This is a genomic window from Ruegeria sp. H7 (assembly GCF_056532945.1).
In genome coordinates, this window is the sequence record NZ_JBQFNZ010000001.1 from 861,707 (window position 1) to 884,369 (window position 22,663).

A 22,663-nucleotide genomic window follows, 5' to 3' on the forward strand; every position below is an offset into this window, starting at 1 on the left:
CGCCCCTCAAAAGACCGAGAATCACCGGCAATCCAACACTGCGACAAGAGTATTCTGATGACGATGTTAAGTAATCTGGCCCCGATCCCTGAATTGTATGTGTCCTACGAGTCGGCACAGAAACTGAAGGTCGACGCCGCCGATCTGACCAGCTGGGATCTGAGCCCGCGCCAAATCTGCGATCTGGAACTGCTGATGAATGGCGGGTTCAACCCGCTCAAAGGCTTCCTGTCCGAGGCCGATTACGACAACGTCGTCGAGAATATGCGTCTGGCCGATGGCACCCTGTGGCCGATGCCAATCACGCTGGACGTCAGCGAGGATTTTGCAGACAACATCGAGCTGGGTCAGGATATTGCCCTGCGCGATCAGGAAGGCGTTATTCTGGGCACCATGACCGTGACCGACCGCTGGACGCCGGACAAGGCACGCGAGGCTGAAAAGGTGTTTGGCGCCGATGACGACGCGCACCCTGCGGTGAACTATCTGCACAACGTCGCCGGTAAGGTCTATCTGGGTGGTCCCGTTGTCGGCATCCAGCAACCGGTGCACTATGATTTCCGCGCCCGCCGCGACACCCCGAACGAGCTGCGCGCCTATTTCCGCAAGCTGGGCTGGCGTCGCATCGTTGCGTTCCAAACCCGCAACCCGCTGCACCGTGCACATCAGGAACTGACCTTCCGCGCCGCCAAGGAAGCGCAGGCCAACCTGTTGATTCACCCGGTTGTCGGCATGACCAAACCGGGCGATGTGGACCACTTTACCCGCGTCCGCTGCTATGAGGCGGTGCTGGACAAATACCCCGCATCCACCACCTCGATGTCGCTGCTGAATCTGGCGATGCGCATGGCTGGCCCGCGCGAGGCGGTCTGGCACGGCCTGATCCGCGCCAACCACGGCTGCACCCATTTCATCGTCGGCCGCGACCATGCTGGCCCCGGCAAGAATTCCGCCGGTGAGGATTTCTATGGTCCCTATGATGCACAGGACCTGTTCCGTCAGTTCCAGGATGAAATCGGCGTCGAAATGGTCGACTTCAAACACATGGTCTATGTGCAGGAACGCGCCCAGTACGAACCGAATGACGAGATCGCCGACAAGGATAACGTCACGATCCTGAACATCTCGGGCACCGAACTGCGCCGCCGTCTGGCTGAAGGGCTGGAAATTCCGGAATGGTTCAGCTTCCCTGAGGTTGTGGCCGAGCTGCGCAAGACCAAGCCGCCGCGCAGCCAGCAGGGCTTTACCGTGTTCTTCACCGGCTTTTCGGGCTCGGGCAAATCCACCATCGCCAACGCGCTTATGGTCAAGCTGATGGAGATGGGTGGCCGCCCGGTCACGCTGCTGGATGGGGACATCGTTCGTAAGAACCTGTCATCCGAGCTTGGTTTCTCGAAAGAGCATCGCGACCTGAACATCCGCCGCATCGGCTATGTCGCGTCCGAGATCACCAAGAACGGTGGTATCGCCATTTGTGCTCCGATTGCGCCCTACGCCACCACCCGTCGCGCGGTGCGCGAAGATGTCGAGCAGTTTGGTGCTTTCTGCGAGGTTCACGTGGCCACCAGCATCGAGGAATGCGAACGGCGCGACCGCAAGGGCCTGTATAAACTGGCGCGTGAGGGCAAGATCAAGGAATTCACCGGCATTTCAGACCCCTACGACGTGCCCCAGAACCCCGAGCTGACGGTCGAGACCGAGAATGTGGATGTGGACAACTGCGCCCATCAGGTTTTGTTGAAGCTGGAAAGCATGGGTCTGATCGCCGCGACCTGATCTAAAGGCATACTGAATGAAAAGCCCCCGGTTCGCCGGGGGCTTTTTTGTTTCCAAACTGTCACCGAGCCAAGTTTCGTTGAGCCTTAGCCCAAATCGACCTGCCCGCGCATCAGGATATGGCCGCACCCTGCGACCTTAATCCCGGTCATGGCGTCAGGTGGTCCAACACAGGTTACAGTCGCCTGTCCGGGACGGCCCATATCGTGGCCTTGTTCGGCAATGAAACTGTCCTTGCCCATCAAGCCGTATTTCCAAATATAAGCCGCCATCGCGCCGGTTGCTGATCCGGTGAACGGATCCTCGGGCGGGCTGGGCGGTGCCAGCAACAGGCGCGAGAACGTGTCCCCCGCAGATGTCGCGCCTTGCAGCGTCACCAGAAACGGTTCCGCCATATCCGAGCCCGAATAGCCAGCGGCGGCGGCTACTTCTCGCAATGGCCCTTCATCCAGCCGTGCCGCGCGCAGGGCATCGTGATCGCGCAGGACCGTGATACAGAACGGCAACCCGGTGGAAACCAGTTGCGGCGGCGAGATAATGGCGCTTTCCGGCAGGCTGATGGCCGAGGCCACCAATTCCGCTGGAACATGTACGCCGAACTGCGGCGCGACTTGCGTCATTTCGATCTGGTCCCCGATCAACCGGATCGACACAATCCCGGCCCCGGTTTCCAGGGTCAGCGCATCGCCCGAAATCATCCCGCGCGACCGCATCGCGGCAACTGTCGCAATTGTCGGATGCCCGGCAAAGGGAATCTCACGGCTGGCCAGAAAGTACCGGACGCGAATATCGGCCACCTCGGACGGGCCGGTAAAGGTGCATTCTACCAGCGAGGTTTCCCGGACATAGGCCATGCACACATTCTCGGGCAGTTCCGCGCCTTCGTGCACCACGGCACAGCCGTTACCGCCAAAGGCCCGGGCGCTGAACGCGTCTACCCAATCGAAGTCAAACCAGCTCATGCGAAAACTCCCTGACACAGATGATGCGGCGGCATCCGCCTGTGGTCATGTGTCGCGCGTGTCGCTGGGAATGTCACGCCCAATCGGGCGTGACGGGGCCGTTCAGTGAACGGCCACCGGGGACAGGTCATGCTGTCGGGCCAGCACAAAGGCCAGCTTGCGGTCGGCCACCAGCGCCAATTGCTGGCCATCCGAGTCATGGACCGCATAAAGCTGATCCAGATCGCCTGCCTGATCGCGCAGATCACGCGGTAGATCGGCCACCTCAACCGTTTTGACATAAACGATACGGTCGCCTTCGGTGTTGATCTCAATCGGTGTATTCATTGCTCTTACCCCTTCCGTATGTTGATTGTCTGAACCACGGTTTCCGGCACGGCGCGGGTCAAATCCACATGCAGCAGACCGTTTTCCATGATCGCCTCACCGACCTCGACACCGTCTGCCAGCACGAACATGCGCTGAAACTGACGCGCCGCGATGCCACGGTGCAGGAATATGCGCCCCTCGCTGTCGTCGCGTTGACGGCCCCGGATCACCAGTTGGCGATCCTCGATCGTGATCGACAGATCCTCTTCCGCGAACCCGGCCACCGCCAGAGTGATGCGGTACGAAAAGTCCGAGGTCTGTTCGATGTTGTAGGGCGGATACCCTTCATTACCAGCCTTTGCAGACCGTTCCAGAAGGCGTTCCAACTGCTCGAACCCCAAAAGATGCGGGTAAGAGCCAAGAGTAAGTTTTGACACGTTTTCTCGTCCTTTATTGCCAAAGCGACGTGTTGTGCGGCCCCGTTCCGGCAACCGCGCATAATAGAATATGGGAAGAAACCAGGATGTCCACAAGGTCTGGCGCGATAACGTCTGACACACTATCTTGTTGATGACGCACCACAACCAGCCCGAGTCGCCAATGAACGCGCCCACCGACCTTTCGATGAAAACAGATGACGTTCTGCGGGTTGAGCTTGAGGTTTTCCGACGACAGCACCGCGATCTGGACGAAGCTATCGAGGCGCTGCAATCCACCGGAACGGCGGATCAACTGACGATCAAACGGTTGAAAAAGCAGAAATTGCGGCTGAAAGACATTATCCGTCTGATCGAGGATCGCCTGACCCCGGACATCATCGCCTAACGCATTGCCACGAAGGCGGATTTGGATATAGTGCGCGCTCTGCAAACGGGCGGGGATTTAGCGGATGGGTAACGTCAAGGTCGGGATCATCATGGGCAGCCAGTCGGACTGGCCCACGATGAAAGAAGCCGCAGATATTCTGGACGAGTTGGGTGTGGCTTATGAAAAGCGCATCGTGTCGGCCCATCGCACACCGGACCGTCTTTGGGACTATGGCAAAACCGCTGTTGAACGTGGTCTGAGCGTGATTATTGCCGGTGCAGGCGGTGCGGCACATCTGCCGGGCATGATGGCGTCGAAAACCCGCGTGCCGGTGATCGGTGTTCCGGTGCAGACGCGGGCCTTGTCCGGCGTCGATTCGCTTTATTCCATCGTGCAGATGCCCAAGGGGTTTCCTGTTGCCACCATGGCCATCGGGTCCGCTGGCGGCGCAAATGCGGGGCTGATGGCTGCCGGAATTCTGGCCCTGCAGGATGACGCTTTGGCTGAACGGCTGGATGCGTGGCGCGCGGCCCTGTCGGCCTCAATCGCTCAAGAGCCCGAGGGATGAGCCGCATCGGCTTTGTCGGAACCGGGCACATCGCAGCGCCGATGGTGCGTTTTCTGGCAGCCAAGGGGCATGACATCTGGGTCACCCAACGCAACGCTGAGGTCTCGGCGAAACTGAAATCGGAACTCGGCGTGACCGTCACGGACCCGCAAACCGTCATTGACGCTTCCGAGATCCTCTTTCTGTGCCTGCGCCCGCATGTGGCCGCCGACATTCTGACCCCGCTGACGTTCCGCGCCGATCAGCAAATCGTGTCGGTCATGGCTGCAGTCCCTTCGGATCAACTGGCCGAGCTTTGCGCGCCTGCGAAGGATTTTGTTCAAACCATTCCTCTGGGCTTTCTGGAAACCGGCGGGTGCCCTTTGGCTGCATTGGGCAATGATCGCCTGCTGGCCGATCTGTTCGAGCCGGAAAACCCCGTGATCAAGGTCGAGAGTGAGGCCGCCCTGAACGCCCATTTCGCGATTTGCGCCATGGTGCCGGGCCTGCTGGATCTGATGGCAACCGGTTCGGAATGGCTGGCCGGGCAGACAGGCGACGCAGACAGTGCGGAATTTTATACAACACAGCTGTTCTCGGGCTTTCTTTCCGCGATGGAAAAAGGCAAAGCGGGGCGACTGGCGGCCGAACGAGATGCGCTGGCCACCGATGGAACGCTGAGCCTGCAAATGACCGAGAGTTTACGTTCGGGCAAAGCACATGACGCGCTGAACGCGGCCCTGGCGGCGATTGGCAAACGGTTGGAGACCTGATGATGACAAAGATGCTCGCCCCCGGCGCAACGATTGGAATTCTGGGCGGTGGTCAATTGGGCCGGATGCTATCGGTTGCGGCGGCACGGCTGGGCTTTGTCAGCCATATCTATGAGCCCGGCGCAAACCCGCCTGCGGGACAGGTCGCAGATCGGGTGACAACGGCGGCCTATGACGATGCCGAGGCGCTGAAAGCCTTCGCGGAATCGGTCGATGTCATCACCTATGAATTCGAAAACATCCCCACCGAGGCGCTGGACATTCTGGAAGCCCACCGCCCCATTCGCCCCGGACGCGAGGCACTGCGGGTCAGTCAGGACCGCCTGACCGAAAAGACATTTCTTCAGGATCTGGGACTGAACACTGCGCCCTTTGCGGACATCACCGATATGGCCAGCCTTGAGGCCGCGATTGACCAGATCGGCGCGCCTGCCATCCTGAAAACCCGCCGCTTTGGCTATGACGGCAAAGGACAGGCGCGCCTGAGCACGCCCGAGGATGCCGAGACGGCTTTGGCCGACATGGCCGGAGCACCTGCGATTCTGGAAGGCTTCGTCAATTTCAGCCACGAGGTATCAATCATCGCGGCGCGCGGTCTGGACGGTCAGGTGGCCTGTTTCGATCCCGGCGAAAATGTCCATCGCGATGGCATTCTGCGTACAACGACCATCCCTGCCCGACTGCGGCCTGCGCAACGCAGCGACGCGATCCTGCTGGCGGCCAATATTCTGAACGCGTTGGACTATGTCGGCGTGATGGGTGTCGAGCTGTTTGTGACGCCAGAGGGCCTGATCGTGAATGAAATCGCCCCGCGCGTCCACAACTCGGGCCACTGGACGCAGAATGGCTGCGCCGTGGATCAGTTCGAACAGCATATCCGGGCAGTAGCTGGCTGGCCTCTGGGTGATGGCCAACGTCATTCGGACGTGGTGATGGAGAACCTGATTGGTGACGACATGGACCGCGTACCTGAATTGGCGCAGGAACGGGATGTCGCCCTGCATCTGTATGGCAAGGCCGAGGTCAAGCCGGGCCGCAAGATGGGTCATTTCAACCGGATCGTTCGGGGCTGAAAATCGCGCTGACGCGCGATGCCTCCGGCGGAGGTATTTTTGAACAGAAGAAGGCGGGCCGGGATCAGGTGATGAACCGGGCCGCGATATCTCCGGACATGTAGCTGACGCGCCCTGCCGCCAGCGTCGCGGCGACACGGTAGGTTTGCGCGTCCAGAATGACCAGATCGGCGCGTTTGCCCGGTTCAAGCGTGCCGCGATCCGTCAGGCCAAGAACACTTGCGGGACCGGACGAGATCAGGCCCCACGCGCCTGCCAAATCCAGAACGCCAGACTTGGCCAGCATCAGCGCGGCACGGCGGGGGCTGGGATAGTGGTAGTCCGACGCCAGAGCGTCGCAAAGGCCCATCGCGACAAGTTCGACCGCGCTTGCATTCCCTTTGTGTGACCCACCGCGCACAACGTTCGGCGACCCGAGTATGACGTGATCACCGGCCAGGCGCGCGGCCTCGGCCGCCTCCAGCGTTTCCGGAAACTCGGCGATCAGGGCACCCTGATCCCGCCACCAGGCACGGGTCTCGGCGGTTGCGTCGTCATGGCTGCCCAGACGAACACCCATTTCCGAGAGCTCGGCGCTGAGCGCCTCAACCGCTGCGGGAACGTCACCCCGGCGCGCGTGCATGTCGAGAAGCAGTTCGAAATGCGCGTCAGGATTGCGTCCGGCTTTCAACGCCTGCCCGGTCAGGCGCGGCGGCTTTTTGCCCTGGGCCAGCCGGTCATGTGGCAAGTGGTCGTTGAACACCACGTAAGGGACCTGCCAATCGGCGATGCGCCGGGCCATACCAGCGTAATCGTCGAGCATATTGGTCTCGAACCGCAATTGCGGGATCAGATCGGTGACCGTGTCGGTTTTGACGGCCCGGATCGCCTCAAACACCTGCCCCGCGAACTCCGGCCCCCGCACACCGCCTTCCCAGCTGTAGAACTGGGCCAGCACGGCGGTCGTGATCCCGTTTGCGGCCAGTTCGGCCTCGACGGACAGGATGCCTTCGTTCATCTGCTTCATCGCACCACGACGCGGGGCGATGTGGCGTTCGAATCCGTCGCCGTGAAGGTCGATGATCCCCGGCAAAACGACATAGCCGGACAGGTCAACTTCGCGCCCAACCTGCGTTTCCTGCACCTGCCCATCGGCGATCGAAAGCGGCGCGCGAGACAGGCTCTCTTGCGGCAACAGCACCTCTGCGCCGGTCAGCGTAAGGTTTAGTCGGGTCATCGTGTCGGTTCCGAGTCAGGCTCGGAACAGTCTTCGCCGATGCAGATTTCTTCGATGACGTCGAGCACGCTGTCGAGCCACGTGATTTGCGGATCAAACTGTCCGAATTCGATGAAATGCAGCGCCTGCGCCATGACGCGTGGGTTGTTCATCATGAAGGTATGCGTGACCGGCAAAACGATGTGATCTGCCATGCCATCGACCTTCGTTGTCTCAACCGACACTTTGCCATCATCGGGGCCGTCGATCAGTGATGAGAACAGAGGGTTCAGAGAATTCTCACCCGCGATCACGCCCAGATCGAAATCCACGGCAGGCAGCTTGCGCGGGATGCCTTCCGGCCCCGTTCCCAGTTGCAATCCGGCAGGGCCGTTCAGATAGCCGAACACTTCCCATGCACTGAGTTCATCGACCAGTTGGCTGCCCTGATTGGGCGGGCCCAGCATGACTGCGCGACCCATGTTTTCGGGATGGTTGTCCTGCAACCAATAGCGCAACAGGATGCCGCCCATCGAATGCGCCACAACGTTGGCCTCGTCCTCACCACAGGCCGCAAACGCGTCCGGCAGGGTTTGTTCGGCCAGTTCGGGTATGCCCATGTCGGTCGACGGGTATCCGGGCCGAACGACCGTATAATCATGGGCCTTGAACAGCTGCTCCATCACCGAAAATGACGCCTCGGTCCGTGCCAGCCCATGCAGCAGGATCACGCATTTCGCACTTGCCGCGGCAGGCAGACACAGGAAAATCAGGGCGCACAGAAGTCTCATACCCGCCCAATAGCGCCGATCTGAAGCTGTGGAAAGACCTACCCTCGGGTCCGGCGCAGAACGGCCAGGGCGATTCCGCCCAGAACCAAAGCTGTCCCTGCCACCAGGCGCGGGCCAGCAACCTCGCCCAACAAGACAACACCTCCGACGATGGCGATCACCGGCACGCTGAGTTGAACCACCGCCGCAACCGACGGGGAAAGCTGCGGCAGCACACGGTACCAAAGCGCATAGCCCAGGCCCGATGTCACGCCCCCAGACAACGCGGCCAGCAGATACCCCAAACCGGTCATTTGCCAATTGCCACCCATACCGACCAGCACCAGCCCTGTGATCGGCAAGGCAACCACAAAGTTCGCAGCCGTGCCTGCCAGCGCGTCCGGTTCGGACCGTCCTGCCAAGGAATACACCGCCCAGCCCAACCCGGCCGCAACCATCAGCCCCGCGCCCAGCGCATCGACGTGAACCGAACCGCTGGGCCACAGCACATAGGTCAGACCCGCCAACGCAATCCCGGCCCCTGCGACCTGCCGCATGGTCGGCGTCGCCCCCATGATCGCGCCGACGGCAAACATGGTAATCTGCACAACCGCAAACAGGATCAACGCGCCCAGACCCGCGTCGAGGGTCAAATAGGCCAGCGAAAACCCGATCATATAGAGGGACAACGATCCAGCCCCCACAATCCGCCTGCGCGAACGCAGCGGTAGTGCGACGCCGCGCAGCAGTACCAACGCCCACAGAACCGCCGCACCGGACATCACCCGAAACACTGCGAAGCTGGCCGGGTCACTGGCGCCGCTGTCAATCGCCAGCCGGTTCAGGATCGAGTTCGCCGCAAAGGCGCACATGGTCAGGGCGGTCAGCAGAAGCAATCTCATTCCAACCGCATAGCCGGTTCCGCTGGGTTTGCACACTCACATTGCCTCAGCCGACCCAAATCTTCTTCTGTTCAAAAATACCTCCGCCGGAGGCATAGCCGCGCAGCGGCTATTCAAAACGAAACGGGGCCGCCCGAAGGCGACCCCATAACTCAGTCTTCCAAAAAGACGACGTCTTACATCATGCCGCCCATGCCGCCCATGTCGGGCATGCCGCCACCGGGTGCTGCGCCTTCTTTGGCAGGCTTGTCGGCAACCATTGCTTCGGTGGTGACCAGCAGGCCAGCAACCGATGCCGCATCTTCCAGAGCGGTGCGGACAACTTTGGCCGGGTCGATCACGCCGAACGAGAACATGTCGCCATATTCTTCGGTCTGAGCGTTGAAGCCAAATGCAGCGTCCGACGATTCACGGACCTTGCCAGCAACAACCGCACCGTCAACACCTGCGTTTTCAGCGATCTGGCGCAGCGGCGCTTCGATGGCCTTGCGAACGATGTTGATACCCGCGTTCTGGTCAGCGTTTGCACCTTCCAAAGCTTCCAGTGCTTTACCGGCCTGAACCAGCGCAACACCACCGCCCACGACAACGCCTTCCTGCACAGCAGCGCGGGTCGCGTTCAGAGCATCGTCCACACGGTCCTTACGCTCTTTCACTTCGACTTCGGTCATGCCGCCGACGCGGATCACGGCAACACCGCCTGCCAGTTTGGCAACACGCTCTTGCAGCTTCTCACGATCGTAGTCGCTGGTGGTTTCTTCGATTTGAGTGCGGATCTGGCCAACGCGGGCTTCGATCTCGGCTTTCTCGCCTGCACCGTCAACGATGGTGGTTTCGTCTTTGGTGATTTCGATTTTCTTGGCGGTGCCCAGCATGTCCATGGTGACGGACTCAAGCTTCATGCCCAGATCTTCGCTGATGACCTGACCGCCGGTCAGGATCGCGATGTCCTGCAGCATGGCTTTGCGGCGATCGCCGAAGCCCGGTGCCTTGACAGCAGCAATTTTCAGGCCGCCGCGCAGTTTGTTGACAACCAGAGTTGCCAGCGCTTCGCCTTCAACGTCTTCTGCGATGATCAGCAGCGGCTTCTGCGACTGGATTACCTGCTCCAGCAACGGAACCATCGGCTGCAGCGAGGACAGTTTCTTTTCGTGCAGCAGGATCATGCAGTCGTCGAGCTCTGCGATCATCTTGTCTGCGTTGGTGACGAAGTAGGGCGACAGGTAGCCGCGGTCGAACTGCATACCTTCGACAACATCGGTCTCGGTTTCCAGGCCTTTGTTTTCTTCGACGGTGATAACGCCTTCGTTGCCAACCTTCTGCATCGCATCCGCGATCTGCTGGCCAATCTCGGCTTCGCCGTTGGCCGAGATGGTGCCAACCTGAGCAACTTCGGCCGAGTCTTTGACTTCACGCGATGCGTCTTTGATGCCCGCAACAACCTTGGCAGTTGCCAGGTCGATGCCGCGCTTCAGGTCCATCGGGTTCAGGCCAGCTGCAACCTGCTTGAGACCTTCGCGAACGATGGCCTGTGCCAGAACAGTTGCGGTGGTGGTGCCGTCGCCGGCTTCGTCATTGGTGCGGCTGGCGACTTCTTTCACCATCTGCGCGCCCATGTTTTCGAACTTGTCTTCCAGTTCGATTTCCTTGGCAACCGAAACACCGTCTTTGGTGATGCGCGGTGCGCCGAAGGATTTGTCCAGAACCACGTTGCGGCCTTTGGGGCCCAGGGTCACTTTGACAGCGTCGGCCAGGATGTTCACGCCTGCCAGCATGCGGTTACGGGCATCGGTGTCGAACTTGACGTCCTTTGCAGCCATGTCGTTTCTCCTTGAGAAATAAGTTGGAAATGAAGATCAGAGAAAGCGTTTGGGCTTACTCGATGATCCCCATGATGTCGCTTTCTTTCATCATCAGCAGCTCTTCGCCGTCGACCTGAACCTCGGTGCCCGACCATTTGCCGAACAGGATCTTGTCGCCAGCTTTCACAGCCATTGCGATCAGCTCGCCGCTGTCCTTGCGCGCGCCTTCGCCGGTTGCGACGACTTCGCCTTCGCTTGGCTTTTCTTTTGCGCTGTCAGGAATGATCAGGCCGCCTGCGGTTTTCTCTTCGCTTTCTGTACGGCGAACCAGCACACGGTCATGAAGCGGTTTCAATGCCATCTTTGCAGCTCCTTGGGCTCAAAGTTTATCTATCCTCCCCTCACCGGCTGGTGAGGCGCTAGCACTCGGGGTGTGTGAGTGATAACGACGCATAGCTAGGGGGTCTGAAACCCCGAGTCAACAAGCCGATACGGATTTTTTGCCACAAAGGATCAGTCGGCCTGTTCCCAACTGTAAGCCCAGTGTTTCAGGCCCTCGGACCCTGCATCCGACAATGCATAGATGCCTTTTTCGACCTTGTCGAACCAGCCGTAATGGTTTTCGCGCATCAAACGGGTGGCGGCGGGCACGCCGGTGGCCGATGCGACCGCAGCCCCCTTGGTGGCACCATGTTCAGCCAGATGGGCGGCGCATTTCAGCGCATCCTGCCGATAGGCCGTAACGATCCCATGACGGGTTGCGCCGCCCGCGTTTGGGTCCCCTTCCAACCGGTCAAATTCGCGCAACATCCGCGCGGCCTTGGCTTTGTTCTTGCGCGGCGCATACGGGCCGGGATCGCACTGAACCTCGACAACCCCATCCTTGCGAACAGTGATCAGGCCCAGCCCCAATCTGCGGCACAGGGCCAGATTGTCCCGCAAGGCACGCCGGGCCGTGCGTCCGGTCGGTTTGCTGACCCCCAGATACACCTGATCGCTAATCCGCAGCCGCGCGACAGCCTGATGGAACAAGGCCAGTGAGAACCGCAGTTTCAACTCGACGATCACCGGCTCGGACCCGTCGCGCATGGCGACAATATCGGCTGCGCCGACCTCACCTTTGACGGTATAGCCCTGCCCCTCCAACATTGCCTTGATCGGGGGGTAAAGATCCTGCTCGCGCTCCATGCGCCCATGCTATGCGTTTTGGGCTGAAATGCCAGACGGGTTGCCTTGAATATGCTGCATTTGCATGACTACATCCTTGGTCGTCCCGCCTGACAAATCTCTGAGGTTCATCCATGCGTCTGTTGGCCCTGTTCGGTTTTCTGCTACTCCCCATGACGGCCAACGCCGCGTGTGAGGGGCATGATCTGCGCCCGCTTATGTCCGAAGCGGACCGCTCGGAACTGCATCAGGCACTGGCTGACATCCCCTATCCGGAAGGAAACCACTGGATCGCCCGCAAGGGCGACACCACGCTGCATCTGATCGGCACATTGCACACAAACGACGCGCGCATGGATGCGGTGGTCGAACGGTTGGCGCCAACCTTGAGCCGGGCCGACGCCTTTTATTTCGAGGTCACTCAGGCCGAGATGAACACGTTTGAGCAGGGCTTGGCCAAGGACCTGAGCCCGGTAATGATCACTTCGGGGCCCACATTGATTGAGCTGATGAGTGCCGAGGATTGGGCCGCCCTGTCAGGGTCGCTGACGGAACGGGGCATTCCAAGCTGGATGGCCGCCAAGATGCGGCCCTGGTTTCTGAGCATGATGCTGGGCATTCCGCCCTGCCTGATGCAGAACCCCGACGCGAAATACGGCATGGACGCGCGTCTGACAGATCTGGCCGAGGCCAACGGCATCCCCCAGCACTCGCTGGAACGGATCGAAGACCTGATGACCATGTTCGACGATCTGCCGCTGGATCAGCAGGTGGACTCGTTGGTGCGACTGGCCGGGGCGATGCAAAGCGACGCCAATCATCTGACCACCATGGCCAATGCCTATCTGGAGGAACAGCACGCCCAGATCCTGCAACTGGCGCGGTTGCAGGGGCTTGAGGCCTCGGGCCTGTCCGAAACCGAATACAACGCGGAATGGGACCAGTTCGAACAGAAACTGCTGGTGACCCGCAACGCGAATTGGATGAGGCATATTCTCGCCATTCAGAATCAAACCGCCGTCATCGCCGTGGGTGCCGGGCATCTCAGCCATGATTTCGGTCTTCTCGCCTTGCTGGAACAGGAAGGGTATACGCTGACCCGCGCGCCGTTCTGACCCAGGCGCATAGCAGACCAACAGTCGCAGCAGGCCGCAACCGGGTGACAAGCGGTGCCTTGCACCCTATAAGGCGCGCAAATTTCCAATCCTCAGGATAGCTGACATGACAACCCTCGTATTTGGCCACAAATCTCCCGACACAGACTCGACCGGTTCTCCGATCCTGTGGTCGTGGTACCTGAACGAAGTGAAAGGCGAACAGGCCGAGCCCGTTCTGCTGGGCGAACCCAACACCGAAGCGGCCTTTATGCTGCAACGCTGGGACCTGCCCAAGCCGCGCATCATCGACGATGTCGAGGCCGACGCGCCGGTTGTAATCGTGGACACCAACAACCCGGCGGAACTGCCCGCGAGTGTCAACAGCGCCGATATCCGCGCGATCATCGACCACCACAAGCTGGTCGGCGGGCTGGAAACCAAGGGCCCGATCGACATCACCGTGCGCCCGCTGGCCTGCACGGCAACCATCATGGTTGACCTGATGGGCGACTATGCCGCCAAGATGCCCGAAGCCGTCAAAGGCGCGGCGCTGACCTGCATCTTGTCGGACACGCTGGAATTCCGCTCGCCCACCACCACCGCGCATGACCGCGCCGTGGCCGAGAAGCTGGCGGCTGAACTGGGTCTGGACGTCTCGGCCTATGCGGCTGACATGTTTGCAGCGAAGTCGGATGTGTCCTCGTTCTCGGACGCCGAACTGATCCGCATGGACAGCAAGGAATACGAGGTCGACGGCACCAAGTTCCGCGTTTCTGTTCTGGAAACCACCGCGCCGGGCGTTGTGCTGGACCGAAAAGACAGCTTGGCTGCATCCATGGTCGATGTGGCAAAGGAAGACAGCGTTGATCAGGTTCTGCTGTTCGTCGTGGACATCCTGAACGAAGAAGCCACCCTGCTGGTCCCGAACGATCTGGTCAAAACCGTTGCCGAGAAAAGCTTTGGCGCATCGGTCGAGGGCGACGCCGTTGTCCTGCCCGGCATCATGAGCCGCAAGAAACAGATCATCCCGAACCTGAAGGTCTGATCTTCTGTCATTCCCGTGTGAAAGGCGTCCGAACCGGGCGCCTTTTTCTTTTTGCGAGGCTCTGCCTCGCGCTCCGGGATATTTTTGGCCAGATGAAGAACGGATTCCTTGCTTCATCTGGCCCGAAATATCCCGGGGGAGACGCCCGGCACGGGCGGCGGGGGCAGAGCCCCCTCTGGCAAAACCCGTCAAGCTCTGCCATAGGCTTGGCAGCCGCAGTTCATCGCCGAAAGAGACCCAATGACCCAGATTATCTCCTCTCTGACCGAGATCTCCGACCGATATAAGGCGCTTTTTGTCGATCTCTGGGGCTGCGTTCACAACGGTATCACCGCCTATCCCGAAGCGGTGGCAGCGTTGCAGGCCTACCGCGCCGCTGGCGGGCTGGTCGTGCTGGTAACAAACTCTCCCAAACCGCGCGCCGGGGTTGCATCGCAGCTGACCCAGTTCAACGTACCCGCCGATGCCTATGACACGATCGCAACCAGCGGAGATTCAGCCCGGTCCGCCATGTTTCGCGGCGCGGTCGGGCACAAGGTGTATTTCATGGGAGAATGGCAGCGCGATGCGGGGTTCTTTGAGCCGCTGAAGCTGCTGCACCACCCCATCCACATCGAACGTGTCCCGTTAAAAGAGGCTGAGGGCATCGTCTGCTGTGGACCTTTCGATCCGATGGCGGACCCCGATGTGAACCGGCCCGATTTCCTGTACGCCAAGCAGATGGGCATGAAGCTGCTCTGTGCGAATCCCGACATCGTTGTTGACCGGGGCGAGGTGCGTGAGTGGTGCGCGGGGGCTCTGGCAAAGCTTTATACCGAGATGGGTGGCGAGAGCCTGTATTTCGGCAAGCCCCACCCGCCAATCTACGATCTGGCCCGCCGCCGCCTTCAGGAATTGGGCGCAGATATTGCAGACTCTGACATCCTTGCCATTGGCGATGGCCCCCATACCGACATCCTTGGCGGGATGGGAGAGGGAATCGATACCCTGTTCATCTCGGGCGGATTGGCGGCAGCGGAAACAAAAACGTCGCACCATCCGCACGCTGAATCCTTAACTGACTATATACAAAGGGAAAAGATCAGCCCGACATATACAATCGGTCGCTTGCGATAGTCATTTTTGACTTGATTTTCTGCAGTTGCGAAGTAATAAAGTTGCCAACCTAGGCCTGATGGTGGATTTTTCTTTCACGGCCAACTTCGAGTGAGGGCAACATGTTGGACAATCTTCCACGCGGAACGATCTGTATCGAAGACATCGAGATGGGCATGTCCCGCCACCTGCGCAAAGTGGTGACGGATGAGGATATCGAGATGTTCGCGCAGGTTTCGACCGACCGGAATCCGGTGCATCTGGATGACGATTATGCGCGTGACACGATCTTTGAAGGGCGCATCGCCCACGGGATGCTGACGGCGGGTCTGATCTCGGCCGTGATCGGAGAGCAGCTGCCTGGCCATGGCACCGTATACATGGGTCAGTCCCTGAAATTCCTGGCTCCCGTGCGCCCCGGCGACATGGTCTATGCCGAGGTGAAAGTCATCGACATCGACTTTGCCAAACGCCGCGTCAAGCTGGATTGCCATTGCTCGGTCGACGGCAAGAAGGTCCTGATTGGTGAGGCTATGGTTCTGGCCCCGTCGCGCAAGTTCGACTGAGCCTTGATCACATCACGTCACAGCAAAGGCGCCCGGAATGGCGCCTTTTTTGTTGTTGGCGCGCCAGAACACTGGATCATGGAGAGGTAACATTCCGTCAGGCCAACAGGTCGATCACTGCCTCGTTTCGATTCTTACGTCATCTGCACCAGCCCCCGCAGCGGCAGCACCCTGCTATGTCGATTGTTGCGTGCAACCGGGTGCGCGGGTCGGCCAGAATCCTGTTTTAACGCGCCATCCCTGTCGGATTGGTCGAGGTGCTGCAAACCCTGGGTCTCGATCCGGGTCTGGCGTAGGGCGTCGAAACGCCGACGGCCAAACTCTGGGACGCCACGAACAGGGACTGGGTTCGGCAATACGTGGCTGAAACGCTGCGCAAGCAAGACCAATCAGGTGCTTGAACCCGCCTTACAGTCCAGCTAGGCAAGCCATATGCACATCATCCGGGATTTTCAGTACATCGAGCCTCAGGACCGTGGCGCCAGTGTGGCGATCGGGAATTTTGATGGCGTTCATTTGGGGCACCAGTCGGTGATTGAACTGGCGCGCCGCGCCGCCCCTGATGCGCCTTTGGGTGTTTTGACGTTCGAGCCGCATCCGCGCGAGTATTTCGCCCCGGACGCGCCGCCCTTCCGGTTGATGCGGGGCAATGCACGTGCGCACCGGTTGGAAAGGTTGGGCGTAAAGATGCTGTACGAACTGCCGTTCAATGCGGCACTGGCCGGGTTGTCCCCGGAAGAGTTCGCCAGAAACGTCATTTGCGATGGGCTGGGCCTGTCCCATATCGTTGTGGGGGCCGATTTCTGTTTTGGCAAAGGTCGTGTCGGCACCGCGCAGGATATGGTCCGCTTTGGCGAGCAGATGGGATTTGGCGTCACCATTGCACCACTGATGGAGCGGTCGGAAAACGTTGTTTCCTCGACCGCCATTCGCACCGCGCTCAGCGACGGGCGTCCGCGCGATGCGGCCGCTATGCTGGGCCACTGGCACCGGATCGAAGGTGTGGTGATCGGGGGCGAACAGCGCGGGCGCGAGTTGGGCTTTCCAACCGCGAACATGTCCATCGAAGGTCTGCACCCGCCCAAATTCGGGGTGTATGCCGTGCTGGTCGACGTGTTGGACGGCCCGCATCAGGGCAGCTATCACGGGGCGGCCTCGATCGGTGTGCGCCCCATGTTCCATGGCGAAGCCCCCAATATCGAAACCTTCCTGTTCGATTTTTCCGGCGATCTTTACGGTTCGACCCTGTCCGTCGGTCTGATCGACTTCCTGCGACCAGAGCTGACATTCGATGGGCTGGACGGCCTGATCGCGCAGATGGATGCCGATTGCCAAAAGGCCCGTGGTATTCTGGCCGCTCTATGACCACCGATCCGATTGAACGCGCGGGCCTGCCTGCCCGGTTTTGGGAACGCAAGCCCTTGCGCAAGATGAACCAGCGCGAGTGGGAGGCCCTGTGCGACGGCTGCGGCAAATGTTGCCTGAACAAGCTGGAGGATGAGGACACAGGCGAGGTTGCCTTGACCTGCGTCGCCTGCCGCCTGCTGGACGATGAAAGCTGCCGCTGCACGCAATATGACATCCGGCACCAATTCGTACCCGAATGCATCGTCATGACTCCCGACAATATCGACGACCACGCCTATTGGCTGCCGCAAACCTGTGCGTATCGATTGCTGTGGGAAGGCAAACCTCTTTACGACTGGCATCCTTTGATATCTGGTACGCCGGACAGCGTGCACGCGGCGGGCGTCTCGGTTCAGGGGCGTACTGTGTCCGAGTTCGAAACCCCCATGGAAGAGTGGGAAGATTACATTATCGAGGAGCCAACCTGATGTATTTCGCGTCTGACAATTCCGGCCCGGTTCACCCGCAGGTCATGGCCAAGCTGGCCGAGGCCAATCAGGGGTACCAGATGGCCTATGGCGCGGACACGATGATGAACGAGGTGCGCGACCGTATCCGCAGCATCTTCGAGGCACCGGGCGCGGCGGTTTATCTGGTGGCGACGGGGACGGCGGCAAATTCGCTGGCCCTTGCGACGCTGTCCAACCCCTGGGAAACGGTCTTCTGTTCTCCGGTCGCGCATATCCACGAGGATGAGTGCAACGCGCCCGAGTTTTACAGCGGGGCGAAGCTGACACTGGTGCCGGGTGGTGACAAGATGACCCCGGATGCGTTGCGCGGCTCGATCCTTGGGGAAGAAACGCGCGGGGTGCACGGGCCACAGCGCGGGCCTGTGTCGATCACGCAGGTCACCGAGCGCGGGTCGGTTTATTCGTTGGAAGAGTTGCAGGCCCTGTGCCGCGTGGCCAAGGAATACGGCCTGCCCGTCCATCTGGACGGGGCGCGGTTCACCAACGCTCTGGTTGCGCTGAATTGTTCCCCGGCGGATATGACTTGGAAATCAGGTGTGGATGCGGTCAGCTTTGGTGGCACGAAGAACGGCCTGATGGGCGTCGAGGCCGTCGTGTTCTTTGACGAAAGCAAAGCCTGGGAATTCGAGCTGCGCCGCAAACGCGGGGCGCATCTGTTTTCCAAACATCGCTACCTGTCCGCCCAGATGGCGGCTTATCTGGAAGATGATCTTTGGTTGAAAATGGCCCGTCAGGCCAACGACAACTGCGCTCTGCTGGCCAACGGGTTGCGCGCCAAGGGGGCCACGTTCCTGCACGAGCCGCAGGCCAATATGATCTTTGCCTCATTCCCACGCGCCAAGCACAAGCAATTGCACGAGGCCGGGGCGGTCTATCACCTCTGGGGTGCCGAGCTTGAAGGGGACGATGACGACGAAAACCTCGCCTGCCGATTGGTTTGCGACTGGTCGATTGGGGCGGCTGAAATCGACCGGTTCCTCAGCCTGCTGTAACGCCTGTCGCGGGGTTGGCTTTCCAGAACTCCTGAAGCAGCGCGCCTGTCTCATGGGGGTGCGAGATGGGCAGCATATGCCCCGCGCCGCGCACCACCTTATGCCGCGCATTTGGCAGGCGGTGCTGCAATCCTTCGCAGATCACCGGCAGTGTCGGGTCGGTTTCAGACCCGCTCAGCAAAAGGGTCGGCATCGTGACGCGTTTGCAGTTCTCCGGGTCCAGCAACCCGGCACGGTCTTCGTACAGCACGGGATGGGAGGCAGGAACAACATGTATCCCCCGCACCATGCTGGCCCGAGTTCGCTCGGGCAGGTCAGGCCATTTCGGGCTGATGCCGGTGCTCCACATCCGGTTGAACAGCCGTGCGGCCAAAGCTGTATCGCCCGCCGCGAAGGCTGCATTGATCGGTTGGGACGCGTGGATGTGCTGGTCGAACAATTGGGGCGCATCCTGTTTTGCCACGGCAAAGAATACGGGTTCGATCAGGGTCAGGCTGCGCACGTATTGCGGGTTTACCATTGCCAGCCGCAGCGCGGCGATCGCCCCAAAGGAATGACCGATCAGATCCATGGGTTCGGTCAACTCCTGCGTCGCCTGCCCAGCCACCGCATCGAAGAAATCGCTCTGCCCGTCCCAATCCGGACTGCGCCCGTGCGACGGCATATCCGGGGCGATCAGAGACGCGCTGCCCTCCAGAACCTTGGCCAAACCGGACCACGCGCCGGAATGCGCAATGGTGCAGTGAAGGGCGAGCAATTTGCGCTCCCCCTTCCCCAAATGCCGGACGAAGGCCGCGTGTGACGCTGCAGCCAAGGCTGTCACCCGTTCATCCCTGCCAGATGCCGATCCAGATCGTCCAGCCGGTCCTGACCCCAGAACCGCTGGCCATCGGGCGTGAGGTAGAACGGCGCGCCAAACACGCCGCGATCCACGGCCTCTTCCAGATTGGCGGCATAGGTCTCGGCCCCGACCAGCAAGCCACTATTGGCCAGATCGGGGTCAAACCCGGCATTCGACAGACAGTCGCGGATCACATCATCCTGTGCCACATCCTTTTCCTCGGCCCAGCAGGCGCGCAGGATGGACTGGCACAGCTTGCCCACATCGCCCGAGCCATCCTTGATCGCGGCGATCACCGCATAGGACGACGGGGCCATATTGGTCGGCCAGTGTGTGGGCTGCAGATTGAACTCCATCCCCAGATCCCTGGATTGCCGCAGCAACTCCTGCGCGCGGTATTCGGTGCGCGAGATATGGCGGTCTTTTGGCGGCGTTCCCCCGGTGCGCGCGAACAAGGCCATGATATCCAGCGGTTTGTAATTGATCGTCGCGCCGTGCTTCGCCGCGATCTCTTCCAGCCGGGAACCGGCCAGATAGGTGTAGGGCGAAATTGTCGCAAAAAAGTAGTCAATCTGGGTCATGTGCACTTTCTCCGCAGCGTTATCTTTGCGGGACGGTAAGGCCATGCTAAGCGGTGTCAACATCACGAATCTGTCACATTGCCAACGCTGCCCGGGGATCTCAGCCAATGCCGACACTCCACGAACCCAAGCTTATTGCTGGGAACGCAAACCTTCCGCTTGCCGAAACCATCGCTCGCCGCATGAGCCTGTATCGCGGCGTTGACCAGGGTCTGGTCGATGCGCGGGTCGAGCGGTTCAATGACGGCGAGATCTTCGTCGAAGTCTTCGAGAACGTACGGGGCGAGGATATGTTCATCATCCAGCCGACCTCGAACCCGGCCAATGACAACCTGATGGAACTGCTGATCATCGCCGACGCGCTGCGCCGGTCGTCGGCCCAGCGGATCACCGCCGTGATCCCCTATTTCGGCTACGCCCGTCAGGACCGCCGCACCAAGGCCCGCACGCCAATCAGCGCCAAGCTTGTCGCAAACATGCTGACCGGTGCAGGGATCGAGCGGGTTCTGACCATGGACCTGCACGCAGCCCAGATTCAGGGGTTCTTTGATATCCCGGTAGACAACCTTTACGCCTCGCCGATCTTTGCGCTGGATGTGAAGCATCAGTTCAAGGACAATCTGGACGAAATCATGGTGGTCTCGCCCGATGTCGGCGGCGTGGCCCGCGCCCGCGAGTTGGCCAAGCGCATCAACGCCCCGCTGTCGATTGTCGATAAACGCCGGGAAAAAGCGGGTGAAGTGGCTGAAATGACCGTGATCGGTGACGTCAAAGACAAAATCTGCTTGATTGTGGACGATATGTGCGACACCGCCGGAACGCTGTGCAAGGCGGCTCAGGTCCTGCTGGATAACGGCGCGAAAGAGGTTCATTCCTACATCACCCATGGCGTCATGAGCGGCCCCGCGGTCGAGCGTGTGACCAATTCGGTCATGAAATCTCTGGTCCTGACGGATACGATCCAGCCAACCAAAGAGATCCTGAAGGCCAAGAATATCCGCATCGTGCCGACCGCACCGATCTTCACTCAGGCCATCCTGAACATCTGGAACGGCACCAGCGTTTCATCTCTGTTCGAAGACAAAACGCTGACACCGATCTACGAATCCATGTACCAGATGGACTGAATGTGATGACTGCCAACAAACGTATTGTCCTGTCCAGCGACCACGCAGCGATCGATCTGCGTCAGGCCGTGGCCAACCACATCGCCCAGCAAGGCTGGGAGGTGGTCGATATTGGCCCGACGACCCGGGAAAGCACGCATTACCCCAAACACGGCAAAGCCGCAGCGCAAGCTGTGGCGTCGGGTGACTGTCAGCTGGGCATCATCCTTTGCGGCACCGGGCAAGGGATCATGATGGCGGCGAACAAGGTCCCCGGCATCCGTTGCGGCGTGTGCTCTGACGCCTTCTCGGCCCGGATGATCCGCCAGCACAACAATGCCAACATGCTGTCCATCGGTGCGCGCGTCGTCGGCGAAGGTCAGGCTCTGGACATCGTGGACGCGTTTCTGTCCGCCGAGTTCGAAGGCGGCCGCCACGCGACACGGGTGGACATGATCGAGGCGCAGGACAGCTAATCCGCGCCCTGCTCCGATCAGGAGATATTCCAATCATCTGCGTGGGCGACTTCACCAATAGCCGTCCATGCAACCCGGATGCGGGCGATACGGGTATCCGACCAGGTGCGGAATACAGCCGTGAACCCCTGGGGCGTCACATCCTGCGCCTTCACCTCTGCCCGTAATGCCGAAGACGTGTCCACGTCCCACAGCGAAATGCCCACCTGTACAACCGGGATCGACCGAAAGGCTTCGCTGAATCGAATCTGAGCCCGACGTTCGCGCGGGCCTTCGCCGGTCCACATATCGCCGCCTTCGGCGAATTCGGAAAACAGCACCTCTTCGCCCTGATCGATGCCGATGGGATGGGTAAGAAATTTCTTCATTCTGTCATCATTATTCTTGAATTCCCGCAACTTATCCCGGCTTTTCGGCAAAAGCACGACAAAAAAACGGCCCCGCAGGTGCGAGGCCGTTCAAATTTTCAGCTGTGATGCCTGTTACAGGCTCATATGCGTTCCAAGCGCTTCCATGTCGGCCAGCAACTTGGCGGCATCATCGACGATGGTCTGGTCGTCACCACCCTTGGCCGCCTCGTGCGAGGCGCGGGCGTCTTCGATCAGCTCGTCCAGATGTGCGCGGGTCACTTCGGCCACCGGGATCGCTTTTTCGGCCAGAACCGAAAGGCTGTCGCCGTTGATCTGGGCAAACCCGCCGGTGACCAGGTATTCGCTGGACCCTTCGGGTGCCTCAACCTTCAGCAGACCGGGGCGCAGCGTGGTGATGGTGGGGGCATGATCGGGCATCGCCGTCATGTCCCCGTCCGCGCCGGGAATCTGGACCGCGGTAGCGCTGAGCGAAGCGAGGCTCCGCTCGGGGCTGACGAGGTCGAATTGCATCGTGTTTGCCATCAGGGATACTC

General features: G+C 60.2%; 28 protein-coding genes. 15 read left to right on the forward strand and 13 right to left on the reverse strand.

Features of this window, described 5'->3' with window-relative positions; all coding sequences use genetic code 11:
• Window positions 1-57: 57 nt before the first annotated feature.
• Window positions 58-1,776 (forward strand): bifunctional sulfate adenylyltransferase/adenylylsulfate kinase, encoded by a 1,719-nt coding sequence (locus tag ACR0AC_RS04085; protein WP_170452661.1) that lies wholly within the window; start codon window positions 58-60, stop codon window positions 1,774-1,776.
• Window positions 1,777-1,862: 86 nt separating this feature from the next.
• Here ACR0AC_RS04085 and ACR0AC_RS04090 read toward each other — a convergent pair whose 3' ends face one another.
• From ACR0AC_RS04090 to ACR0AC_RS04100, 3 genes are all read right to left on the reverse strand, one after another.
• Window positions 1,863-2,738, reverse strand: a complete 876-nt coding sequence (locus ACR0AC_RS04090) for a PhzF family phenazine biosynthesis protein (protein ID WP_480872041.1) — start codon at window positions 2,736-2,738, stop codon at window positions 1,863-1,865.
• Between the two features lie 102 nt (window positions 2,739-2,840).
• Complete coding sequence (locus tag ACR0AC_RS04095; RefSeq protein WP_050604806.1) at window positions 2,841-3,065, reverse strand: DUF1150 family protein; 225 nt, start codon at window positions 3,063-3,065, stop codon at window positions 2,841-2,843.
• Window positions 3,066-3,070: 5 nt separating this feature from the next.
• The gene (locus ACR0AC_RS04100; protein ID WP_058275530.1) at window positions 3,071-3,484 is read right to left on the reverse strand and encodes an Hsp20 family protein; all 414 of its coding nucleotides are present in this window, start codon (window positions 3,482-3,484) and stop codon (window positions 3,071-3,073) included.
• A gap of 163 nt (window positions 3,485-3,647) precedes the next feature.
• Here ACR0AC_RS04100 and ACR0AC_RS04105 point away from each other — a divergent pair, with 163 nt between their 5' ends.
• The 4 genes from ACR0AC_RS04105 (at window position 3,648) to ACR0AC_RS04120 (ending at window position 6,247) form a co-directional block, all read left to right on the forward strand.
• On the forward strand, window positions 3,648-3,872 hold the full coding sequence (locus ACR0AC_RS04105; protein WP_170453145.1) for a DUF465 domain-containing protein: 225 nt from the start codon (window positions 3,648-3,650) through the stop codon (window positions 3,870-3,872).
• 64 nt (window positions 3,873-3,936) lie between these two features.
• Window positions 3,937-4,422, forward strand: a complete 486-nt coding sequence (gene purE / locus ACR0AC_RS04110) for a 5-(carboxyamino)imidazole ribonucleotide mutase (protein WP_170452665.1) — start codon at window positions 3,937-3,939, stop codon at window positions 4,420-4,422.
• A complete protein-coding gene (locus tag ACR0AC_RS04115; RefSeq protein WP_170452667.1) occupies window positions 4,419-5,174 on the forward strand; it encodes an NAD(P)-binding domain-containing protein in 756 nt (251 codons plus the stop codon). Before purE ends, ACR0AC_RS04115 begins: the two co-directional genes overlap by 4 nt.
• A gap of 2 nt (window positions 5,175-5,176) precedes the next feature.
• Entirely contained in the window at window positions 5,177-6,247 is a 1,071-nt protein-coding gene (locus ACR0AC_RS04120; RefSeq protein ID WP_170736465.1) for a 5-(carboxyamino)imidazole ribonucleotide synthase, read from the forward strand.
• Window positions 6,248-6,311: 64 nt separating this feature from the next.
• Here the strand turns inward: ACR0AC_RS04120 and ACR0AC_RS04125 are convergent, their stop codons facing one another.
• The 6 genes from ACR0AC_RS04125 to ACR0AC_RS04150 form a co-directional block, all read right to left on the reverse strand.
• Window positions 6,312-7,463: an alpha-D-ribose 1-methylphosphonate 5-triphosphate diphosphatase gene (locus ACR0AC_RS04125; protein ID WP_480582629.1), complete on the reverse strand. Its 1,152-nt coding sequence runs from the start codon at window positions 7,461-7,463 to the stop codon at window positions 6,312-6,314.
• Window positions 7,460-8,233 (reverse strand): alpha/beta fold hydrolase, encoded by a 774-nt coding sequence (locus ACR0AC_RS04130; protein ID WP_170452672.1) that lies wholly within the window; start codon window positions 8,231-8,233, stop codon window positions 7,460-7,462. Before ACR0AC_RS04130 ends, ACR0AC_RS04125 begins: the two co-directional genes overlap by 4 nt.
• Before the next feature lie 38 nt (window positions 8,234-8,271).
• A complete protein-coding gene (locus ACR0AC_RS04135) occupies window positions 8,272-9,114 on the reverse strand; it encodes a DMT family transporter (protein ID WP_170452674.1) in 843 nt (280 codons plus the stop codon).
• 176 nt (window positions 9,115-9,290) lie between these two features.
• On the reverse strand, window positions 9,291-10,934 hold the full coding sequence (groL, locus tag ACR0AC_RS04140) for a chaperonin GroEL (RefSeq protein ID WP_170452676.1): 1,644 nt from the start codon (window positions 10,932-10,934) through the stop codon (window positions 9,291-9,293).
• 55 nt (window positions 10,935-10,989) lie between these two features.
• On the reverse strand, window positions 10,990-11,277 hold the full coding sequence (gene groES / locus ACR0AC_RS04145; RefSeq protein ID WP_170352338.1) for a co-chaperone GroES: 288 nt from the start codon (window positions 11,275-11,277) through the stop codon (window positions 10,990-10,992).
• A 152-nt stretch (window positions 11,278-11,429) separates the two neighbouring features.
• Entirely contained in the window at window positions 11,430-12,104 is a 675-nt protein-coding gene (locus tag ACR0AC_RS04150; protein WP_170452677.1) for a DUF2161 family putative PD-(D/E)XK-type phosphodiesterase, read from the reverse strand.
• Between the two features lie 113 nt (window positions 12,105-12,217).
• On the opposite strand from ACR0AC_RS04150, the gene ACR0AC_RS04155 reads away from it, so the two are divergent.
• The 8 genes from ACR0AC_RS04155 to ACR0AC_RS04190 all read left to right on the forward strand — a co-directional run bounded on the left by ACR0AC_RS04155 (window position 12,218) and on the right by ACR0AC_RS04190 (window position 18,755).
• Window positions 12,218-13,198: a TraB/GumN family protein gene (locus ACR0AC_RS04155; protein ID WP_170452679.1), complete on the forward strand. Its 981-nt coding sequence runs from the start codon at window positions 12,218-12,220 to the stop codon at window positions 13,196-13,198.
• A gap of 106 nt (window positions 13,199-13,304) precedes the next feature.
• The gene (locus tag ACR0AC_RS04160) at window positions 13,305-14,225 is read left to right on the forward strand and encodes a manganese-dependent inorganic pyrophosphatase (RefSeq protein ID WP_170452681.1); all 921 of its coding nucleotides are present in this window, start codon (window positions 13,305-13,307) and stop codon (window positions 14,223-14,225) included.
• 240 nt (window positions 14,226-14,465) lie between these two features.
• A complete protein-coding gene (locus ACR0AC_RS04165; protein ID WP_170521684.1) occupies window positions 14,466-15,341 on the forward strand; it encodes a TIGR01459 family HAD-type hydrolase in 876 nt (291 codons plus the stop codon).
• A 101-nt stretch (window positions 15,342-15,442) separates the two neighbouring features.
• A complete protein-coding gene (locus tag ACR0AC_RS04170; protein WP_170452686.1) occupies window positions 15,443-15,886 on the forward strand; it encodes a MaoC family dehydratase in 444 nt (147 codons plus the stop codon).
• A 141-nt stretch (window positions 15,887-16,027) separates the two neighbouring features.
• Window positions 16,028-16,309: a Stf0 family sulfotransferase gene (locus tag ACR0AC_RS04175; RefSeq protein WP_480872220.1), complete on the forward strand. Its 282-nt coding sequence runs from the start codon at window positions 16,028-16,030 to the stop codon at window positions 16,307-16,309.
• A gap of 9 nt (window positions 16,310-16,318) precedes the next feature.
• Entirely contained in the window at window positions 16,319-17,251 is a 933-nt protein-coding gene (locus ACR0AC_RS04180) for a bifunctional riboflavin kinase/FAD synthetase (RefSeq protein ID WP_480872045.1), read from the forward strand.
• Window positions 17,248-17,721, forward strand: a complete 474-nt coding sequence (locus ACR0AC_RS04185) for a YcgN family cysteine cluster protein (protein ID WP_480872047.1) — start codon at window positions 17,248-17,250, stop codon at window positions 17,719-17,721. The genes ACR0AC_RS04180 and ACR0AC_RS04185 overlap by 4 nt, the downstream gene beginning before the upstream one ends.
• Window positions 17,721-18,755, forward strand: coding sequence for a threonine aldolase family protein (locus ACR0AC_RS04190; RefSeq protein ID WP_480626363.1), 1,035 nt, complete (start codon window positions 17,721-17,723; stop codon window positions 18,753-18,755). Before ACR0AC_RS04185 ends, ACR0AC_RS04190 begins: the two co-directional genes overlap by 1 nt.
• Here the strand turns inward: ACR0AC_RS04190 and ACR0AC_RS04195 are convergent.
• Together ACR0AC_RS04195 and ACR0AC_RS04200 are read right to left on the reverse strand one after the other, a co-directional pair.
• A complete protein-coding gene (locus ACR0AC_RS04195) occupies window positions 18,742-19,512 on the reverse strand; it encodes an alpha/beta fold hydrolase (RefSeq protein ID WP_480626364.1) in 771 nt (256 codons plus the stop codon). The genes ACR0AC_RS04190 and ACR0AC_RS04195 overlap by 14 nt on opposite strands.
• 62 nt (window positions 19,513-19,574) lie before the next feature.
• The gene (locus ACR0AC_RS04200) at window positions 19,575-20,177 is read right to left on the reverse strand and encodes a DsbA family protein (RefSeq protein WP_480872050.1); all 603 of its coding nucleotides are present in this window, start codon (window positions 20,175-20,177) and stop codon (window positions 19,575-19,577) included.
• A gap of 107 nt (window positions 20,178-20,284) precedes the next feature.
• On the opposite strand from ACR0AC_RS04200, the gene ACR0AC_RS04205 reads away from it, so the two are divergent.
• On the forward strand, window positions 20,285-21,304 hold the full coding sequence (locus ACR0AC_RS04205; protein ID WP_170452698.1) for a ribose-phosphate pyrophosphokinase: 1,020 nt from the start codon (window positions 20,285-20,287) through the stop codon (window positions 21,302-21,304).
• Window positions 21,305-21,309: 5 nt separating this feature from the next.
• Window positions 21,310-21,759, forward strand: a complete 450-nt coding sequence (gene rpiB, locus ACR0AC_RS04210; protein ID WP_170452700.1) for a ribose 5-phosphate isomerase B — start codon at window positions 21,310-21,312, stop codon at window positions 21,757-21,759.
• A 17-nt stretch (window positions 21,760-21,776) separates the two neighbouring features.
• On the opposite strand, the gene ACR0AC_RS04215 is transcribed toward rpiB, so the two are convergent.
• A complete protein-coding gene (locus ACR0AC_RS04215) occupies window positions 21,777-22,127 on the reverse strand; it encodes an H-type lectin domain-containing protein (RefSeq protein ID WP_170452701.1) in 351 nt (116 codons plus the stop codon).
• Between the two features lie 114 nt (window positions 22,128-22,241).
• Window positions 22,242-22,652: a F0F1 ATP synthase subunit epsilon gene (locus ACR0AC_RS04220; protein ID WP_050604827.1), complete on the reverse strand. Its 411-nt coding sequence runs from the start codon at window positions 22,650-22,652 to the stop codon at window positions 22,242-22,244.
• Window positions 22,653-22,663: the final 11 nt, after the last annotated feature.

Bases quoted from the DNA above. Each gene is read 5' to 3' on its own strand.
- ACR0AC_RS04220 (WP_050604827.1), bottom strand. From the start codon at position 22,652: ATGGCAAACACGATGCAATTCGACCTCGTCAGCCCCGAGCGGAGCCTC.
- groL (WP_170452676.1), bottom strand. From the start codon at position 10,934: ATGGCTGCAAAGGACGTCAAGTTCGACACCGATGCCCGTAACCGCATG.
- ACR0AC_RS04115 (WP_170452667.1), top strand. From the start codon at position 4,419: ATGAGCCGCATCGGCTTTGTCGGAACCGGGCACATCGCAGCGCCGATG.
- ACR0AC_RS04150 (WP_170452677.1), bottom strand. From the start codon at position 12,104: ATGGAGCGCGAGCAGGATCTTTACCCCCCGATCAAGGCAATGTTGGAG.
- groES (WP_170352338.1), bottom strand. From the start codon at position 11,277: ATGGCATTGAAACCGCTTCATGACCGTGTGCTGGTTCGCCGTACAGAA.
- ACR0AC_RS04155 (WP_170452679.1), top strand. From the start codon at position 12,218: ATGCGTCTGTTGGCCCTGTTCGGTTTTCTGCTACTCCCCATGACGGCC.
- ACR0AC_RS04125 (WP_480582629.1), bottom strand. From the start codon at position 7,463: ATGACCCGACTAAACCTTACGCTGACCGGCGCAGAGGTGCTGTTGCCG.
- ACR0AC_RS04215 (WP_170452701.1), bottom strand. From the start codon at position 22,127: ATGAAGAAATTTCTTACCCATCCCATCGGCATCGATCAGGGCGAAGAG.
- ACR0AC_RS04205 (WP_170452698.1), top strand. From the start codon at position 20,285: ATGCCGACACTCCACGAACCCAAGCTTATTGCTGGGAACGCAAACCTT.
- ACR0AC_RS04165 (WP_170521684.1), top strand. From the start codon at position 14,466: ATGACCCAGATTATCTCCTCTCTGACCGAGATCTCCGACCGATATAAG.
- ACR0AC_RS04160 (WP_170452681.1), top strand. From the start codon at position 13,305: ATGACAACCCTCGTATTTGGCCACAAATCTCCCGACACAGACTCGACC.
- ACR0AC_RS04190 (WP_480626363.1), top strand. From the start codon at position 17,721: ATGTATTTCGCGTCTGACAATTCCGGCCCGGTTCACCCGCAGGTCATG.
- rpiB (WP_170452700.1), top strand. From the start codon at position 21,310: ATGACTGCCAACAAACGTATTGTCCTGTCCAGCGACCACGCAGCGATC.
- ACR0AC_RS04130 (WP_170452672.1), bottom strand. From the start codon at position 8,233: ATGAGACTTCTGTGCGCCCTGATTTTCCTGTGTCTGCCTGCCGCGGCA.
- ACR0AC_RS04180 (WP_480872045.1), top strand. From the start codon at position 16,319: ATGCACATCATCCGGGATTTTCAGTACATCGAGCCTCAGGACCGTGGC.
- ACR0AC_RS04105 (WP_170453145.1), top strand. From the start codon at position 3,648: ATGAACGCGCCCACCGACCTTTCGATGAAAACAGATGACGTTCTGCGG.
- ACR0AC_RS04090 (WP_480872041.1), bottom strand. From the start codon at position 2,738: ATGAGCTGGTTTGACTTCGATTGGGTAGACGCGTTCAGCGCCCGGGCC.
- purE (WP_170452665.1), top strand. From the start codon at position 3,937: ATGGGTAACGTCAAGGTCGGGATCATCATGGGCAGCCAGTCGGACTGG.
- ACR0AC_RS04120 (WP_170736465.1), top strand. From the start codon at position 5,177: ATGACAAAGATGCTCGCCCCCGGCGCAACGATTGGAATTCTGGGCGGT.
- ACR0AC_RS04085 (WP_170452661.1), top strand. From the start codon at position 58: ATGACGATGTTAAGTAATCTGGCCCCGATCCCTGAATTGTATGTGTCC.
- ACR0AC_RS04095 (WP_050604806.1), bottom strand. From the start codon at position 3,065: ATGAATACACCGATTGAGATCAACACCGAAGGCGACCGTATCGTTTAT.
- ACR0AC_RS04135 (WP_170452674.1), bottom strand. From the start codon at position 9,114: ATGAGATTGCTTCTGCTGACCGCCCTGACCATGTGCGCCTTTGCGGCG.
- ACR0AC_RS04185 (WP_480872047.1), top strand. From the start codon at position 17,248: ATGACCACCGATCCGATTGAACGCGCGGGCCTGCCTGCCCGGTTTTGG.
- ACR0AC_RS04170 (WP_170452686.1), top strand. From the start codon at position 15,443: ATGTTGGACAATCTTCCACGCGGAACGATCTGTATCGAAGACATCGAG.
- ACR0AC_RS04200 (WP_480872050.1), bottom strand. From the start codon at position 20,177: ATGACCCAGATTGACTACTTTTTTGCGACAATTTCGCCCTACACCTAT.